Genomic DNA, 19073 nt, shown 5'->3' on the forward strand with positions numbered 1-19073 from the left:
AATGGCGAAATCTTCATCAGAAACTGAGCAACCTCAGGGATCAAAAAATGTATCAATAGCAATTATAGCAGGAATGTTTTTCATTTTAGGTTTTATAACCTGGATAAATGGAGCGCTTATTCCATTTATGAAAGCCATTAATGAACTCACTGATCAGCAATCGTATTGGGTTGCATCTGCATCTTACATCTCATTTGTTGTAATGGCATTACCAGCATCTGCTATTTTAAAGCGCATAGGTTATTGCAAGGGGATGTCGTTAGGGTTGTTTATTATGGGATTAGGAGCATTGGTTTTTATTCCAGCAGCAGAAGCGCGCACCTACTCCTATTTTCTTATAGGAATATTTATTCAGGGAGCAGGAATGACCGTATTACAAACGGCTGTAAACCCATACATCACCATTTTAGGACCTATTAAAAGTGCTGCTAAACGTATCGCTATTATGGGGATTTCTAACAAAGTAGCTGGTGCTCTAGGATCTTTAATATTTGGGGCTTTATTGCTTTCGGGGATAGCAGCGACAAAAGATAAAATTAAGCTTGTAGAAGCAAGTGAGAAAGCCATTTTACTTGATCAAATGGCAGACAGTGTGGTATGGCCTTATATAATTATGGCGATTTGCTTATTTATTTTCGCATTCCTTATACGTAAAGCACCTTTACCAGAACTGGAAGCAACAGAATCTGATGTGCCGGGAGCAGAAGTTTCAAAAAAATCGGTGCTTCATTATCCACACTTGATTTTTGGGGTTTTAGCACTTTTTGTATACGTAGGTGTTGAGGTTATTGCTGGTGATAGTATCATTTCATACGGCTTAGCGTTAGGTTTTCCGGCGGAACAATCTAAGTTTTTTACCTCGTACACTTTACTTGCGATGGTATGTTCATACGCTTTAGGAATCTATTTAATTCCCAAATATATAGAGCAGCGTAATGCATTAATTATAAGTGCTTTGCTTGGTATTGTATTGAGTGTTTTAATCATCAATACCACAGGGTTTACCTCAGTATTATTAATTGCTGCACTAGGAATCTCAAATGCAATGGTATGGCCGGCAATATGGCCGTTATCGCTAAATAATTTAGGAAAGCATACTAAAACAGGCTCTGCCTTACTAATTATGGGAATATCTGGTGGTGCACTTATTCCACCCCTATATGGCAGATTAGTAGATATCAATAAAACGGATTTGATACAAGATGGAGTTGCAACTGCAGCCGCTGCAGGAGAAGCTGCAAATTCTGGATACATCATCTTAACCCCGTGTTATCTCATCATCTTGCTATTTGCGCTTTGGGGATGTCGCATAAAAAGTTGGTCAAAATAAAAATCATAAAATAATAATAATGTTTACGAGTATAATAGATACCGCTACAGAGTTTGAGAAGCGTTTTGAAAAGATCAATACACATGTTTTTGACAATTCTGCAAATGCATCAAAGGCTGTAGCTCAAAAAATGGCTACTCTTATTAGAGAAAAGCAAAGCCAAAATAAAACGTGTGTATTAGGTTTAGCGACGGGTTCATCACCAAAGAGCCTATATGCAGAATTGGTGCGGCTACATAAAGAAGAGCATTTAAGTTTTAAAAATGTAATCACTTTTAACCTTGATGAGTATTACCCGATGAAGGCTGAATCGATACATAGTTATGTGCGGTTTATGAATGAGCAGCTTTTTGATCATGTTGATATTTTAAAAGAAAATATTTATATACCGGATGGCACGCTTAAAAAAAATGAGATTGCCGCTTTTTGTAAACAGTATGAGATTGCCATTGAAAAAGCAGGAGGTATTGATTTACAAATCCTAGGAATAGGAGGTAACGGACATATTGGCTTTAACGAATCAGGTTCTTTACAAAATTCAAAAACACGACTTGTAGCTTTAGATCACAGTACCCGTATCGCTGCCAGCAAAGAATTTAAAGGATTAAAGAATACCCCTCGTACTGCGATTACATTAGGCGTTCATAAAATTATGGAAGCTAAGCGTGTTATTCTTATGGCCTGGGGAGAAAGTAAATCTGCAATTATTGCAAAAGCAGTTGAAGGAAGTCTTACGAATCTGGTACCTGCATCTTTTTTACAGGAGCATCAGCAGGTAGATATTGTTTTAGACAAAGAAGCCGCTTCAAAACTTACCCGTATTAATCAGCCTTGGCTGGTGGAAGAAGTAAACTGGACCGATGAACTTGTAAGTAAAGCAGTTTTAGGTTTAGCACTAAACTTAGAAAAACCCGTTTTAATGCTCACTGATGCAGACTATATTGAAAATGGGATGAGTGATTTACTGGCAAAAATGGGACCGGCTTACGATATTAACATACGTATATTTAATAAACTCCAAAATACCATTACCGGCTGGCCAGGAGGTAAACCGGGTGCAGATGATAGTAAGCGTCCAGAACGTGCACTACCGGCAAAAAAACGTGTTTTGATATTTAGTCCGCATCCAGACGACGACATCATCAGTATGGGAGGTACATTTAAGCGTTTGCATGAGCAAGGACATGAAGTTCATGTGGCTTACCAGACTTCAGGTAATATAGCTGTCGCAGACGATGAAGCGATTCGGTTTGCAAAATTTATAACAGATTACAACGAAGCCTTTGATATCTCTTGCGAAGAAGCTCAAAATATTTACGACAAGAGTTTTGATTTTTTAAAGACCAAAGAAATAGGTGGAATAGATATCCCCGAGCTTCGAAAAATTAAGGGAATTATACGTCGTGGTGAAGCTCGTGCAACGAGTCATTTTGTGGGCTTACCCGATAGTCAGATTCATTTTATGAACTTGCCGTTTTATGAAACCGGAGCTATTGAAAAGAAACCGATTGGAAATGAGGATGTTGCGATGACGATAGATTTGATAGAGCAGATAAAACCACATCAGATTTATGCAGCAGGAGATCTTGCCGATCCGCACGGTACGCACAAAGTGTGTCTGGATGCAATTTTTGAAACGTTGAAACAAATTAAGCATAAAGATTTCATGAAAGATTGTTGGCTGTGGCTATACCGCGGTGCCTGGCAAGAATGGGGAATAGATGAGATTGATATGGCAGTACCTATGGGACCTGATCAGGTTATTGAAAAGCGATTGGGAATTTTTAAGCATCAGTCTCAAAAAGACGGCGTTGTATTTCAGGGCTCAGACAGTCGTGAATTTTGGCAGCGTGCAGAAGATCGAAATCGGGAGACAGCCGAGTTGTATGACAAGCTTGGGCTGGCGCATTATGCAGCGATGGAAGCATTTGTAAAATGGGAATATTAAAAGCGCCAGTATTATGACATTAATAAAATCAATATCAGGAATACGCGGAACAATAGGCGGTATCACGGGTATTAATCTAACGCCTTTAGACATTGTGAAGTTTGCAGCAGCTTATGGTACCTGGTTAAAAGCTAAAAACCAAAATGAAAAAATTAAAATAATTATCGGTCGTGACGCACGATTATCTGGCTCTATGGTGAGTGGATTAATTAGTAATACATTACTTGGTCTAGGGATAGATGTGATAGACTTAGGATTATCAACCACTCCTACCGTAGAACTTGCTGTTGTACGAGAAGCTGTGCACGGTGGGGTTATTGTTACTGCTAGTCATAACCCTAAAGAATGGAATGCTTTAAAATTACTAAACCATACAGGCGAATTTTTAAATGCTGAAGCAGGAAGTAAAATAATAGCTCTAGCAGAAAGGAATGCTTTTGAGTTTGCTGAGATTGAAAATCTTGGCTCGTATACTGTAAATACAACAGCTATTGAAGCACATATTGATGAAGTCTTGGCTTTAGAGCATGTCTCGGTAGAGGTTATAAAGGCCAGAGGTTTTAAAGTTGTGCTTGATGCCGTGAATTCTACAGGAGGTATTGCAATTCCAGCTTTATTAGAACGGTTGGGTGTAACATGCATACCCATGTATTATGAGCCTACAGGAGACTTCCCGCATAATCCCGAGCCACTTGCAGAACATTTGACAGAAATTTCTAAGCGTGTGGTTGAAGAACAAGCAGATTTGGGTTTTGTTGTAGATCCAGATGTAGATAGATTAGCTATTGTAAATGAAGACGGGACCATGTTTGGTGAAGAATATACACTAGTCGCTTGTGCCGATTACATCTTAAACAAAACTCCGGGAACTACAGTATCTAATTTGTCTTCTACACGTGTGCTAAATGATGTGACTGCAGGATATAATCAGAGTTATTATCCCAGTGCAGTTGGGGAAGTAAATGTGGTGTCAAAAATGAAAGAAGTAGGAGCAGTGATAGGAGGAGAAGGTAATGGAGGTATCATTTACCCAGAGTCACACTACGGGCGTGATGCGCTTGTAGGCATTGCGTTATTCTTATCGCATCTCGCAGAAACTGGAAAAAGTTGTAAAGAATTGCGGGAATCGTACCCGGCGTATTTTATAGCCAAAGAGAAATTGGAGCTTCCTGCGCATACAAACATTGATGAGTTGCTTAGTCAGATTCAACAGATTTATGCTAATGAAGAAGTAAATACAATAGACGGTACTAAAATTATTTTCGAGAATAAAGAATGGGTGCATATACGCAAATCAAATACAGAGCCTATTGTACGAATTTATGCAGAAAGTATTTCATCAAAACAGGCAGAAGAACTTGCTCAATTGATGATGAAAATAATATCAAAGTTAACTTTAACATAAATTAATTGTGTGCTCGAACACATAATTAATATAATTTTATTAGATTAGTAAAATATTAACAAAGTAACTTTTTAAAGGCTTCAATGTTCTAAGCCTTTAAAAGGCCATAAGCATTAGTAATAATAGAATGTTGTAGTATGTTTAATTCTAAAACTAGGCTACTTTTTAAAATTTCATGATTAAACGTTTTCAATAGTTCTCTAAGGAGATAATTATTCATATAGATTGACTGTAGAAACAATTTTTTTAATTAAAAGTGTGCTCGAGAACACTTTTGACGAAACGATTTCATAGCGTGAGTTTTGAACTTTATGTCATCGATATTTTACAAACAGATATTCAGAGAATATCAATTTTTTGAATGTATCTGGAATTAGAGGACTACTTATAATTTGACGTCCTGTGTCGAAACTTCTAAAACTGAAGATTGAAGTATAAAAGACACTAACAATAAGTAGCGCGCTAGATAACAAGACTATTAAAATCAATCAATTAAATAGATAAATTATGAGTAAAATTCTAATTCACTTATTTTTTATTTTGTGCTTTGTCGGAGTTTCAAATGCACAAAATTATGTATCGGGATCGGTTATAGATTCTGAGTCAGGATCACCAATTCCCGGAGTAAATGTTCAGATCAAAGGAACTTCTATCGGTGTGGTTACTAATTTTGATGGAGATTATTCTATTTCTGCAGATTCAGGTCAAATACTTGTATTCAGTTATCTTGGGTTTGTATCAAAAGAGGTTAGTGTTGCTAATGAAAGCACCATTAATGTGAGTCTTGATTCTTCTACATCAGAGTTGGATGAAATCGTAGTAGTCGGGTATACTGAGCAGAAAAAATCAAGTGTCACCTCTGCAGTTTCTGAAGTGAAAGCTAAAGAATTAACAGACGTGACATCTCCAGATGTTTCAACCATGTTACAAGGTAAAGCAGCCGGTGTTCAGGTTGTTCAGGGGTCTGGTCAGCCGGGTTCACTGCCATCCATCCGTATAAGGGGATTAACTTCAATAAATGGAGGTACTAATCCATTATGGGTAGTAGACGGTGTTATTGTTCATGGTACACCTAATTTAAATCCAAATGAAATAGAAAGTATTTCGGTATTGAAAGATGCATCTGCTACTGCGCTCTACGGCTCGCGTGGAGCTAACGGTGTTGTTGTTGTTACTACAAAACAGGCTAAGCTTGATCAAAACACACTTAGCATTTCATCGCGAGTGGGGTATAGCTATTTTAATAACGGGAATTTTGAAATAATGAATTCTCAGCAACTTTACGACTATTATCAATCGTTTGGCAATCCTGATAATATCCCAGAAGAAATTAACGAAAACGTATTAGCTAATAATTTTGATTGGTTTAAAAACGGAACACAAACAGGGGTTATACAGGATCATAACCTTTCCTTTACCGGAGGAACTGAGAAATCTAAAACCTTTTTAGCGCTTGGGTATTATAATGAGACCGGTACTCTTAAAGGGTATAAATACGATCGGGTAAGTGTGCGTCTTAATCACGATTATAAAGTAGGTGATAAGTTGACATTGAAGCCTAAGGTTGCGGTTAACTATAACAAGCGGAATAATCGTCAGCATTCCCTTTACGCACTATACACCTATATGCCTTGGGATAGACCAACAAATGATGAGGGTTCTGTAATAAATCCTCAGAATTTAGAAAATGGCCAAGTTTGGTATGGAAGAGACAATTCTAACTATCTATATGATTTACAATACAATTATAGTAAAAGCAGAGAATTTAATGTTTTTTCTAACTTAGATTTTGAATACAAAATACTACCAGATTTAAAATTCATTTCAACCAATAGTGTAAATTTTTACTATGCTGATGGCACGAGCTATACAGATCCAAAATCTATTAGTGGTCTTGCAAATAATGGACAACTTTATAAATCAAATACAAAACGCATAACAAACTTTACCAATCAGATGCTGAAGTATTCTAAAGGTTTTGGGGTACACCGTTTGAATGCCCTTTTAGCTTATGAATATCAAGACTATAAGTATGAGTCTAATAATGCAACAGGATATGGTATCGTTTCAGGAACCACCATATTAGACAATGCAGCAACGCCGGGAGCTGTTGGAGGAACCACCAACGATTCTGCATTACAGTCTGTGTTGTTCAATACAGATTATTCTTTTGATTCTAAATATTTAGCCCAAATCTCCTTGCGTAGAGACGGTGCTTCTAATTTTGGAGCAAATAGTCAATACGGTACTTTTTACTCGGGAAGTTTAGGGTGGAATATACATAATGAAGATTTTTTTAAGATAAAAGATATTAATCAATTAAAATTGCGTGCCAGTTATGGTGCAGTAGGTAATAGACCTGGGGCTTTATATCCTCAATATGACTTGTATAGCTTACAAAGTACTTATAACGGCTTGCCGGCACCCACTCCTTATCAATATGGTAATGAAGATCTAGCCTGGGAAATTTCTTACCAAACTAATATAGGTGTCGATACCCGTTTGTATGACCGAGTTTCACTCTCTTTAGAATATTATAATAAAGATACTTCAGACCTTTTATACTATGTGAATTTACCATCTACAAGTGGCTATAATGGATATTATGAAAATATAGGAGGTGTTGTCAACAGAGGGTTTGAAGCTAATTTTTCTGTAGATATTTTTCAGGGAAAACAAAATGGATTTGTCTGGACTCTTACGGGTAATATAGGTACTAATAGTAATGAAGTAACTGAACTTTTTGAAGGAGAAGATATTGATAGAGGTACTAAATTGTCGAGAGTAGGTGAAGATTATAACACCTGGTTTATGCGTAAGTGGCTTGGTGTAAATCCCGAAAATGGAAACCCACTCTGGGAAATTGTTGATCCTGCAACCGGGACAAGAACTGAAACATCAAATTATAATGAGGCAACAAAACAAATAGTAGGTACATCAACCCCTGATTTTTATGGAGGCTTTAGTTCTACTATGCGTTATAAGGGATTCTCTTTATCAGCTAATTTTAACTTTTCTAAAGGAGGTTCAATTTATCATTCCAGTCGAGAACTTTATGATGCAGATGGTGCATACCCTACTTATAATCAACAGGTCTTGCAAGACGGTTGGAGCAGATGGGAAAACCCGGGAGATACTACTACTCATCCATTAGCCTTATACGGGGGTAATAATCTTTCTAATAAAACTTCGTCAAGATACTTAGAAGACGCGAGTTATTTAAGAATGCGTAATGTGAGATTAGGATATAATTTTTCTAACACCCTGTTAGAAATTTTTAGACTAAGCAATTTTGAAGTTTATGTTACAGGAGATAATTTATTAACCATTACTGATTTTTCAGGAACAGACCCTGAAGTAGGGATTGATGGTTTTGCAAGTTCACAATACCCCATTTCTAAGCGTTTAGCTTTTGGGTTAAATGTATCATTCTAATTTAAAAAATCAGAAAATGAAAAACTTTATAAAACTTTTGATTATTTCTTTATCACTATACAGTTGTGATGTAGATCGATTTCCTTATGACTCAATAGCGTCAGAAGAATTGCTTTCTGGTGAAGGTGGGATTGAGGCTGCTACACTGGGTAATTATGCAATTTTAAAAGGCGATGCCGATGGTAATGGTTTCGCATCGCAATTTCACCGTATAGCAGAATATCCTGGCGATAACGTAGCTCTAAGTGGTACAACTACAGACGCTTTATTTTTCACCTACAATTATAATAATTTAACAACCAGTGGCCGGGTAAATGATTTTTGGACATCAGGTTATCAGGCAATAGTAGGCTGTAATAAGATGATAGAGCTAACCACAGAAGGGGAGTCTGAAGAAACAGACCAGCTTATAGGGGAAAACTACTATTTAAGAGCATATGCTTATTTTGAGATGGTAAATGTTTTGGGCAGACCTTATTATCAAGGAAGAGATAATTTGGGAATACCGTTAAAATTAAGTTCGTTGATTGACGACCTTCCAGACCGCAATACTGTAGGAGAAGTTTATGATCAGGTTGTTTCAGACCTTATAAAAGCAGAGTCTTTAATGACTGTTAATAAATCTAACAGTTATGCAACTAAAGAGGCTGCTCAAGCCTTACTCTCTAGGGTATACCTTTATATGGGGGATAATGAGCAAGCTATTAATTACGCAAATAAAGTAATAGATTGTGGTAGATTTAGTTTGGTTTCTTCCGAGAACCTACCTAATTATACAAAGTTAAATCCAGATGATAATAGCGAGACTATTTTTTGTTTTAAATTCTTAGAAGAATCAGATTATAATCATGGCTATTATACCGTAGGTTCATTATATGCAAATATTTTAGGTAGTGGTTGGGGAGAAATGTATGCATCAAGCGATTACCTTGATTTATTGAGAAAAAACCCTTCAGATCAGCGATTAAAGTTTATAGACCCACAATATCTATTGGATGATGCTGGTGAAAAAATACCGGCAGTATACTGGATAAATGATAACTATCAGTATGTGTTTAAAAGAACCTTTGAAAACGGAAGTGAAACGTACTTTACTAACGAGGGTACAGATTTTTTGTTACAATCAGAAGTTAACGGTCCACAAACACGCTATTATTATCTAAACACTTCTGGTGATAAGAAATACGTTATCAAAGATTTTGATATGGTTAAGCGTAATGGGTATCCAAAGTTTTTTATACTTAAATGCTCATTACAAGAAGATGTGCCACAATTATGGTCTCCTGTAGTATCCCGCTTAGCAGAAGTTTACTTAAACAGGGCAGAAGCCTATGCTAAATTAAACCAAACAGAAAATGCGCTGGCAGATGTAAATAGAATTCGATCTCGTGCATCAATTGCAACATACATTGATCCTTCAGATTTTCCGGAAGGAATAGATATTCTTGATGTAGTGCTACAAGAACGCAGAATGGAGCTTGCTTATGAAGGGCATCGTAAGTTTGATGTTTTTCGTAATGGTAGAACGATGAATAGAAAATATCCCGGCACTCACCTTAACGGAAATTCTCCTCGTTTTGAAATACCTGCGACAGATAACCGCGTAATAGAATATATCCCTGAAGCACAGATCAATGTTCAGCCCAGCCTGATTCAAAATGACTAGTAATAACAAATAGAGACAAGATGGTAAAGATGTGTTTTAGCTTTTTGGTATTCTTCATCATAACAATTGCTTGTGATACAGTTTCCAAAGAGAATAGCGAAAATGTCGTATATGATTTCACTACACGTATTCCTGCAGGAGGTAATTCTTGGATAAAGAATAATCCCGGTAAAACCGAAGCATTAGTACTTGACACCGGTATACACAATTGGACTTCAACAGATGATGTGGTACAGATTTACTTCGCAACTTCTGAGGCAGGGAATTTGCAACTTGGTATCAAAAGTAAAGTGCCTGAGGGAACCACAGAGTTAAAAGTCATTTTAGATGGAGATTCGCGTGAGATAAGTTTGTCAAATTTAGAATATCAGGATATTACAATAGGTAATTTTGAAAATGTTACTCCGGGATATCATACTTTAGAATTGATAGCAACTCAAAAGTCTGGTGCGTACGTGGCAGATGTGACTGAAGTCTTGTTAGGAGGTAGCATAGCCGAATCTCAAATCACATTTATTAAAGAACCTGAGAATTTCTATTTTGGAAGAAGAGGACCTTCTGATCATTTAAACTTTACAATTCCTGAGGACAAGGATTTACTCTATTTTTATAGTGAGATAGAAGTTCCAGAAGCTGAAGATAAAATAGGTTCTTACTTTATGGCAGATGGTTTTAACTATGGATATTTTGGTATTCAGGTAAATTCTGAAACAGAACGTCGGGTGATATTCTCTGTATGGAGTCCCTATACAACAGATGATCCCTCTGAGATCCCAGAAGACGAACGCATTATACTTCTGGACAAAGGAGCAAATGTATATGCGAGTGAATTTGGCAATGAGGGTTCTGGAGGTCATAGTCACCTTAAGTATAACTGGAGTGCAGAAACAACATATAAATTTTTACTTAAAGGAGAACCTTCTGAGAATAATTCAACAGATTATACTGCTTATTTTTACGCTCCAGAATTAGAATGGCAGCTAATAGCTTCTTTTAGAAGGCCTAAAACAGCCAGCTATTTAAAAGGATTTTATTCTTTTTTAGAAAATTTTAGTCCGCTTACCGGTAATAAAGAGCGTAAAGCATTGTATAAGAACCAGTGGGTTTATGATACATCAGGGTCTTGGACAGAAATTACTGAAGCAAAGTTTACGGTAGATTCAACAGCAAGAGCTGGCCGTAGATTGGATTATTCAGGAGGAGTAGAGCAAAATTCTTTCTATTTAAGAAATTGTGGGTTCTTTTCAGACAATACAGAACCTGACATATTTTTTAACAGAACGTCTTTAAATACTAGTCCGCAAATTGATTTTGATGACCTTGATTAGTTTGAAGTAATAATACATTTATTTGAGTTAGTCCTTCCAGTAAACTTCACTAAAAGCTTAATAGAATCATATCAGTAATGACTATATCTGATAAGCTTTTAAATTGAAGTCTGCTTGGTTTTATGAAGAGCAACTTGATCTAAACTTAAACTGAAATGTAAGATAATAGAATATAAAATTTAAAATAACTATAATGAACTCAAGAAGAAATTTTATAAAAGGATCGGCAGTAGTAGGCGCAGGGATTACACTTGCTCCTAATCTGGTGTTTCCATTTAATCGTAAACCCGCAACAGACCGCTTAAAAATAGCTTTTATAGGAGTAGGACTTAGAGGAACTAATCACCTTAATAACGCAATTCACCGTAAGGATACAGAGATCACTGCAATTTGTGATATTGATCCTAAGCGTATCGAAATAGCACTTGAACTTATAGATAAAGCTGGTAGAAAGAAACCTCAGGTTTTTGGTAAGGATGAAGATGATTATTTAAATCTTCTGGATTCGCCAGAAGTTGATGCTGTTGTGATTGCGACACCTTGGTTGTGGCATACTAAAATGGCTGTAGCGGCAATGAAATCAGGGGTTTATGCAGGTCTTGAGGTTTCTGCCTCACAAACTATTGAAGAATGCTGGGACTTGGTAAACACCCACGAGGCAACCGGTACGCATATGATGTTCTTGGAGAACGTAAACTTCAGAAGAGATGTAATGGCAGTACTCAATATGGTTAGACAAAACGTTTTTGGCGAAATGTTACATTACCGCTGTGGGTATCAACACGATTTACGTGAAGTAAAATTTAATGATGGCAAACAACCTTATGGAGGGGGTGTTGAATTTGGTGAAAAAGGTCTTTCCGAAGCGCGTTGGAGAACGAAGCACTCTGTTTTACGCAATGGTGATACCTATCCCACACATGGAGTAGGTCCCATTGCAGCAATGGCCGATATTAATCGAGGAAATCGCTTTACCAGTATGACTGCAAATGCTACTAAAGCTGTAGGCCTACATAAATATGTAGTAGACCATGGTGGTGCAGATCATCCCAATGCAAAAGTAAAATTCAAGCAGGGAGATGTAATCACTTCAATGATAGAATGTGCAAATGGGGAGACTATTATAGTTACACACGATACCAATTTGCCAAGGCCTTACTCGCTTGGTTTTAGAGTACAGGGAGCAAACGGACTCTGGGAAAAAGACGGAGATCGTATGTATATTGAAGGTCAGTCAGAACCACACCGTTGGGATGATTCAGAAGAATGGCTTAAAAAATACGATAACCCGGTATGGCAGAAGTATGGAGAAGAAGCTACAGGAGCCGGTCACGGCGGTATGGATTATTTTGTAATGAAATCATTCGTTGAATCTGCTATATCAAACATAGCCCCTCCTATAGATGCTTACGATGCTGCAGCATGGAGTGCCATCACCCCGCTATCAGAAGCTTCCATTGAAAACAATGGCGAACCCCAAGAATTCCCAGATTTTACTAGAGGACAGTGGGTTGGTAGAAAGCCTTATGATTGGATGAAAGCAGAATACGGCAAATAATTTTAAGAACTCTGTAATTTGTCTGAAACTCCTTTGAATACTATAAAAACCTGATGCTTTAAAGGTATCGGGTTTTTTTAATTAATACTTGGTGTTTCTGCGAGGTTCTCTAAATACGCGTTGAAACTTTCATCATTGATATTGAGTTTTTTGCGTATTCTATATCGGGCAGTTTCAACTCCTCGAGTAGAAATATTCAGTAGCGGCGCAATTTCTTTGTTAGTAAGGTTCATTTTAACAAACGCACACAAGCGCAATTCTCTTTTTGTAATACTAGGGTCAATTTCTTTAAGTTGATTGAAGAAGTTTTGATGTACTTTCTCGAAGTGAACATCAAATACATTTAAGTATTCTTCACCCATTCTATGTTGATTAAGATTGAAGAGAACCTCTTGCAGTCTTTTACGTGCAGCTTGTGTTTTTAATGAGTTTCTAAAGTCTTTTAATGCATTAAATGTGTCGGTAAAAATCTCTTTCTTTTTAACGAGAAGCATCGTATAATTTGCAAGTTCTTTACTCTTAATGAGATTATCCTCTTCCAGCTGTTCTTTATCTTTTTTAATTCGAGCTTTGTCCTTTTCGAGTTTAAGCTGTTCAATCTCTAATTCGAGTAATTTTTTTGATTTATGGGCGGCTAATTTTTCTTTTTGACGTTCTTTTTCGATTTTTTTATTGACCAGTTTTATGATTATAAATGTAATCACAAACAAAATCAAGATATATACTAAATAAGCGAGGTTGGTTTGATACCATGGGTGTGGTATGGTAAAACTTAACGAAGTCTCTTCTGCTGCTTGCCCCATATAATTACGCGCACGCACTTTAAAAGTATAATCACCTCCATTGGGATGTGTATACTCTTTAAAAGGGTTTGTAGACCACGCAGACCAGTCTGTATCTATGCCTTCTAATTTATACTGAAATTCTTTTTGAGAAGAGGGGGGGAGACCCGGCGCAGCAAATTCAAATCTCAAGACATCTACAGCATTAGACAATTGCTCATTATTTTCTAAATTTAAAGAAGTTGTCGTTTGATTTTTACCCTGCAGGTAAACCCGTGTAATTTTAGTTTTTGCAGCTTCAGCAGCTTTTTCTTCAAGGTCGTATAAAAACACACCATTGGTCGCTCCTATCAAAACCTGTTGATCTGTAAGAGGCAGAATGCTTTCCATACCTCGGTTTAAATTTCCTTTTAGGTTTAGAAAAAGATTTTTTTGAAGTTCTTTATTTTGATTATCAGTATCAAAGTATCCCACCTCATCATCCTGTACAAACCACACTCGTGAGTCTTGTTGTAGCAGTTTACGTGTATTCAATTTAGGGTTTAGCAGTTCGTTTAAAGGTTTGTAAAGTGTGAATTTTGAAGTCTCTTCGTTAAAAGTATAAATACCCGTATTTGTAGTAAATACAATAACATCATTATACAAAGCTACATTTACATTGAATGATGATTGAAGCCCGTTTTGATCTGTATAATGTTCTAAGGCATATACACGGTCTAAACGATCATCTAGCTTGAGTTTATACACACCTTTGTAGCCGTGACAGATCCACAAATTGTTTGTAGAACCTATTTGTAAAATGTCGCGACTCGATTCATCAAAACCTTTAATCTTTTCATCAAGTTGCCACTTGCCATTATATTTTAAAGGATACAAGCCAGAATATCCTGCAGCTAAATATTGATCTGTATAGCCTTTTAACGGAATTATTTTCCAAATCCCATTAGTGCTTCCTATGCGCTCCGGTTGAAAATTATTCAATCTAAAAAGACCTTTGTCGTGACCTACAAGCACATCCCCATTTTCCTCTGTAATAGACCACGCTTGCCCTTCTAGATCTGGAATTTTTTTGAACCTTAAATCTTTAATAGTAAAATTTTCCGTTTTAAAAGGTGTGTAATAAACACCCGTATTTGTAGCCAGATATAAGATGTTCTTATAAATATGCATATCTGCAATAGAAGAGTTGTCAAAGAGTTGCGATACCGGTGAATCAAATTCTACCAGGTCTATTCCATTATTCATTAGCACCCAAAGACGATTGTTTTTTTCTTGAGGATAAATAGCTAAAACTGTAGAATTACTCAGTTTATCAAAGGTGGCATGATTAGGTTCTATCTCAAAGGCTCTATTTAGCTTTAAAATTTTACTAGATAAGGTGCCTAAAAGATAATCTCCTTTAAAATAGGTTGCTGTTATAATCTGTTCCTGTTCATCTCTGTTGAAAAGACTTTTTAAAAATTGAAGTTGGTGGGTAGATCGGTTTGCTAAAAAGAGTTCGCCAGATTTAGTAACAATCAATACCTCATCTATTGTTTTAGAAGGTAGAAAAGCAACAATACTGCTATTGATGATAGAAGTATCAAATTGCTTTTGAAGGCTGAAACTTCCAGGGTCAAATTCAAAGATTCCTGTATTTTGATCCTGCACATAATAGTGATTATTCACTATACCAGAATGCAAAAAGTTTCCATTTGCTTTTATATGCGAGGTATTCTTATTAGAAAGGACAGTGAGCTCACTAAATGATCTATAAATAATCGTGTTTTTAAATTCATGCACCTGCCAAAAATTCTCAAGATTCTCAGATTCTATTTCTAAATCGTCATTTTGAGAAAGGTAATAGTAAGTTCCATTTGATTTTTTCTTTACAATACCTATTTCGTTATATCCACCTGCGTGAATCACATTGTTTTTATCTTTAATAAGGCTTCGTACAGTAGAGTGATTGGGTAAAGCAACCTTTTGCCAACGTTCACCATCATAAATTAAAATACCATCGTTATTTCCAAAATATAAAATACCATCTTCATCTTCCGTCATAGTCCAGAACTGTCCGTCTGCCTCAAAATCAGTACGGGTATAGTGGGTGATTTTTGGAATTATCTTTTCAAACGAATCGTTTTTCTGCGCAAAACCTCTAAAAGGGATTATCAAAATGATACAGATAATCTTTAGATAAATTGAATTTTTTGAGACCAAATAGTTCTGCATGATGATCATTATTAGTTTTGTTAACAAATTTAATGTTTTTTTAATATAGTAAATTATTGATTTTCAGTGTTCATTTTGATTTTGAAGTATGCGTGACGTATTTCGTTAACATTGTGACGTAATGCAAGTGTAGTGTTTTTTCTTAGTACAGTATTATTAGATCATAGTTTTGAGCTACATAATTTTGACAAGAAAACGTTTTCGTGATCCATATTATTAAGAATATGATAATGAAAAATTCTTGTCTTAGTTGTTTAACAAACAAATCTTTTAATCGAATGAGAATTAAAAACTACTTTTTGGTACTGTTTTTATTTGCAGTTTGCTCTCTGAGTGCGCAAGTAAATACAATTACCGGTACTGTACTAGATGCTAATGCAATGCCGTTACCCGGGGCAACTATTCTAGTAAAAGGAACAAACGAGGGAACACAAACAGATTTTGACGGGAATTTTACTGTTGAAGCTACAGCTCAAGACATCTTGATGGTATCCTATATAGGATTTAAATCTGTAGAAATACCTGTAGGACAACAAACTAGTATTCAAATTACCTTAGAAGAAGATTCTGCTGCTCTTGATGAGGTGGTTGTTGTGGGATATGGTACACAAAAGAAAAGTGTTGTTACCGGAGCTATTTCTAGCATCAAGGCTAGTGAATTAGAGAGCTTACCCGTCACCCGTATTGAGCAATCGTTACAAGGTAGAACATCAGGAATTACAATCGCGGCAAACTCAGGTCAACCGGGTTCATCATCAACTATACGGGTGCGTGGTATAACCAGTTTTGGTAATAATGAGCCGCTATGGGTAGTAGACGGTGTGATTGTAGATGCCGGAGGAATAGGATATCTAAATCAATCTGATATCGAATCTATTGAGGTGCTTAAAGATGCGGCTTCGCAGGCAATTTATGGTGCGCGAGCTGCTGCAGGTGTAATTTTAGTTACGACTAAAAAGGGTAAGATGGGCAAACTAACCGTTAGTTATAACGGGTATACGGGCTTGTCTGGTCCTGCTCGCAAACTCGACCTGCTTAATGCTACAGAGTATGCGACTTTATTTAATGAAAAGTACGCTAATGATTACAACGGATCGCCTCAGGATTTTTCACTTCCTTTTCCTAATGCACAAAGCCTGGGTGAAGGTACAGACTGGCAAGATGTTATCTTTAATAACAGTGCTAAAAAGGAAAATCACGAGTTTAGTTTAAGTGGTGGAAATGAAGTGTCTACATTCTATCTTTCTTTTGGATATCTTGATCAGGAAGGGATAGTTGCTAAAGAAATTTCTAAGTATAAACGACAGAATATTCGTTTAAACTCTACGCATCATATCAATGATATAATTACTGTTGGAGAAACCATTGGGTATTCTAATGAAAAAAGTACCGGTATAGGTAATACAAATAGTGAATTTGGTGGTCCTTTGAGTTCTTCTATAAACCTTGACCCTACAACACCTTTGATAATTACAGATCCTGCGGTTGCAAATTCTGGCTTATATACAAATCCGGGTGTTGTAAGAGACCCTAACGGAAACCCCTACGGAATTTCAAATCTTGTGATTCAAGAAATGGCAAACCCGCTGGCTTATATTCAGACGAGATTGGGTAACTACAACTGGGCAGATAATTTTGTAGGTAATGTTTATGTAAATCTAGAATTGCTAGAGGGCTTAAACCTGAGAAGTACATTAGGAGGAAAATTAGCCTACTATGGTTCTGAGAGTTTTACGCCGGTATCATTTTTAAATACCTCTTCTGTAGTATCACAAAACAATATTTCGAGATCAACAAACAGAGGTTTTGGTTGGAATATTGAAAACACGTTATCCTATACTAAACAGTTAGGTGATCACGACTTTACCATTTTATTAGGCCAAGGTTCTTATTCAGAAAATGATACCAAAGGAGAAACGGTAACTTATAATGATATACCTGTAAATAGCAGAGAAGATGCTGCTTTTATTCAGGTTCCTGATGATCAGATTATAGCAAGTGCTTATATAGGTACAGAGCATAGAGTAACGTCTCTTTTTTCACGCCTTACTTATAATTATAAAGAGAAGTACTTGGTAACCGGTATCGTTCGCCGAGATGGTTCTTCGCGTTTTGGATCAAATAATAAGTATGGTTTTTTCCCATCTTTCTCTTTAGGATGGAATCCTTTAAAAGAAGATTTCTGGAAAGAAAATGATGTTGTAAATCAGTTTAAACTACGTGGAGGTTATGGTGTTGTTGGTAGCGATGCTATAGGCGACTTTAGATATCTTTCTACAATAGGTGCAGGTCGAAATTACACCTTTGGTAACGTTTCTGCAGTGGTGATAGGTAACAGTCCTAATGCACCGGCAAACCCAGATCTTAAGTGGGAAGAAACCAGACAAAGCAACATAGGTTTTGATGCGCGTTTCTTCAACAACCTTACGATGACTGTTGATTTTTACAACAAAAAAACAGTAGGTATTTTACAAGATGTACGTCTACCGGGATATGTAGGTGCAACCGGCAGTCCTTCTGCAAATGTTGCAGATATGGTAAATAAAGGTTTTGATATAGAATTAGGATATTCTAAAACTTTTGGGGAACTCAATGTTTCTCTTAATGGAAACCTTTCTTATCTACAAAACGAAGTAGTTTATTTAGGTAACGGTATTGACTTTTTATCTGGTGGAGCCGGGTTTCAGTCTAGCACCTATCCTATAACAAGAACGGCTTTAGGTCAGCCTTACAATTCATTTTTTGGCTTTCAAACGCGCGGAATTTTTCAAAATCAGCAGGAAATAGATTCTTATGTAAACTCTGAAGGAGTCGTTATTCAGCCTAATGCTGTTCCTGGAGATTTTAGATATGAAGATGTTGATGACAACGGTTCTATAACATCAGATGACCGAAAGTTTTTAGGTAGTTCAATTCCTAAATATACCTTTGGTCTGACCTTAAACCTTGACTATAAAAACTTTGATTTACTGGTATTTTCTCAAGGAGCTGCAGGTAATAAGATCTTTCAGGGTTTAAGACGTCTTGATATTAGCAATGCTAACTATCAGACAGAAGCTCTCAACCGCTGGACGGGTGAAGGAACTTCTAATACATTCCCGCGCCTGAGTAACGTAGATAGCAATAACAACTTTACGAACCCATCTGACTTTTACCTAGAAAAAGGAGATTATTTGAGAATCAAAACGGTTCAGTTAGGGTATTCACTTAAACGGGAGGTCATAGAAGATATAGGGTTAACCCGCTTAAGAGTTTACCTAACGGGAGAAAACCTATTTACATTCACAAAGTATACCGGTTTTGATCCTGAAATAGGGGGCGGCATTTTTGGTATAGACAGAGGGTTTTATCCACAGGCGAGAACAGGACTTGTAGGTCTTAACATTCAATTTTAAAAAACTAGAGTT

Annotated in this window: 9 protein-coding genes; 8 read left to right on the forward strand and 1 reads right to left on the reverse strand. The window is 36.5% G+C overall.

The window, feature by feature from the left end; translation table 11 throughout:
* Position 1: 1 nt before the first annotated feature.
* The 7 genes from DSM02_RS07930 (at position 2) to DSM02_RS07960 (ending at position 12670) form a co-directional block, all read left to right on the forward strand.
* Positions 2-1330 (forward strand): sugar MFS transporter, encoded by a 1329-nt coding sequence (locus DSM02_RS07930; protein ID WP_128765120.1) that lies wholly within the window; start codon positions 2-4, stop codon positions 1328-1330.
* Positions 1331-1349: 19 nt separating this feature from the next.
* Entirely contained in the window at positions 1350-3278 is a 1929-nt protein-coding gene (nagB, locus tag DSM02_RS07935) for a glucosamine-6-phosphate deaminase (protein WP_128765121.1), read from the forward strand.
* Between the two features lie 13 nt (positions 3279-3291).
* Positions 3292-4683 carry a phosphoglucosamine mutase gene (gene glmM, locus DSM02_RS07940; protein ID WP_128765122.1) on the forward strand — a complete coding sequence of 464 codons (1392 nt, stop codon included), beginning with the start codon at positions 3292-3294 and terminating at the stop codon, positions 4681-4683.
* A 507-nt stretch (positions 4684-5190) separates the two neighbouring features.
* A complete protein-coding gene (locus DSM02_RS07945) occupies positions 5191-8118 on the forward strand; it encodes a SusC/RagA family TonB-linked outer membrane protein (RefSeq protein ID WP_128765123.1) in 2928 nt (975 codons plus the stop codon).
* A gap of 16 nt (positions 8119-8134) precedes the next feature.
* Entirely contained in the window at positions 8135-9784 is a 1650-nt protein-coding gene (locus DSM02_RS07950) for a RagB/SusD family nutrient uptake outer membrane protein (RefSeq protein WP_128765124.1), read from the forward strand.
* A 20-nt stretch (positions 9785-9804) separates the two neighbouring features.
* Positions 9805-11112, forward strand: a complete 1308-nt coding sequence (locus DSM02_RS07955) for a DUF3472 domain-containing protein (RefSeq protein ID WP_240674006.1) — start codon at positions 9805-9807, stop codon at positions 11110-11112.
* A 193-nt stretch (positions 11113-11305) separates the two neighbouring features.
* Positions 11306-12670 (forward strand): Gfo/Idh/MocA family oxidoreductase, encoded by a 1365-nt coding sequence (locus DSM02_RS07960; RefSeq protein ID WP_128765125.1) that lies wholly within the window; start codon positions 11306-11308, stop codon positions 12668-12670.
* 77 nt (positions 12671-12747) lie between these two features.
* Here DSM02_RS07960 and DSM02_RS07965 read toward each other — a convergent pair whose 3' ends face one another.
* Complete coding sequence (locus tag DSM02_RS07965) at positions 12748-15609, reverse strand: helix-turn-helix and ligand-binding sensor domain-containing protein (RefSeq protein WP_164918262.1); 2862 nt, start codon at positions 15607-15609, stop codon at positions 12748-12750.
* Positions 15610-15944: 335 nt separating this feature from the next.
* Here DSM02_RS07965 and DSM02_RS07970 point away from each other — a divergent pair, with 335 nt between their 5' ends.
* Positions 15945-19061, forward strand: coding sequence for a SusC/RagA family TonB-linked outer membrane protein (locus DSM02_RS07970; protein WP_128765127.1), 3117 nt, complete (start codon positions 15945-15947; stop codon positions 19059-19061).
* Positions 19062-19073 lie beyond the last annotated feature (12 nt).

This window comes from Leeuwenhoekiella polynyae, assembly GCF_004104075.1.
Classification (GTDB): Bacteria; Bacteroidota; Bacteroidia; order Flavobacteriales; family Flavobacteriaceae; genus Leeuwenhoekiella; species Leeuwenhoekiella polynyae.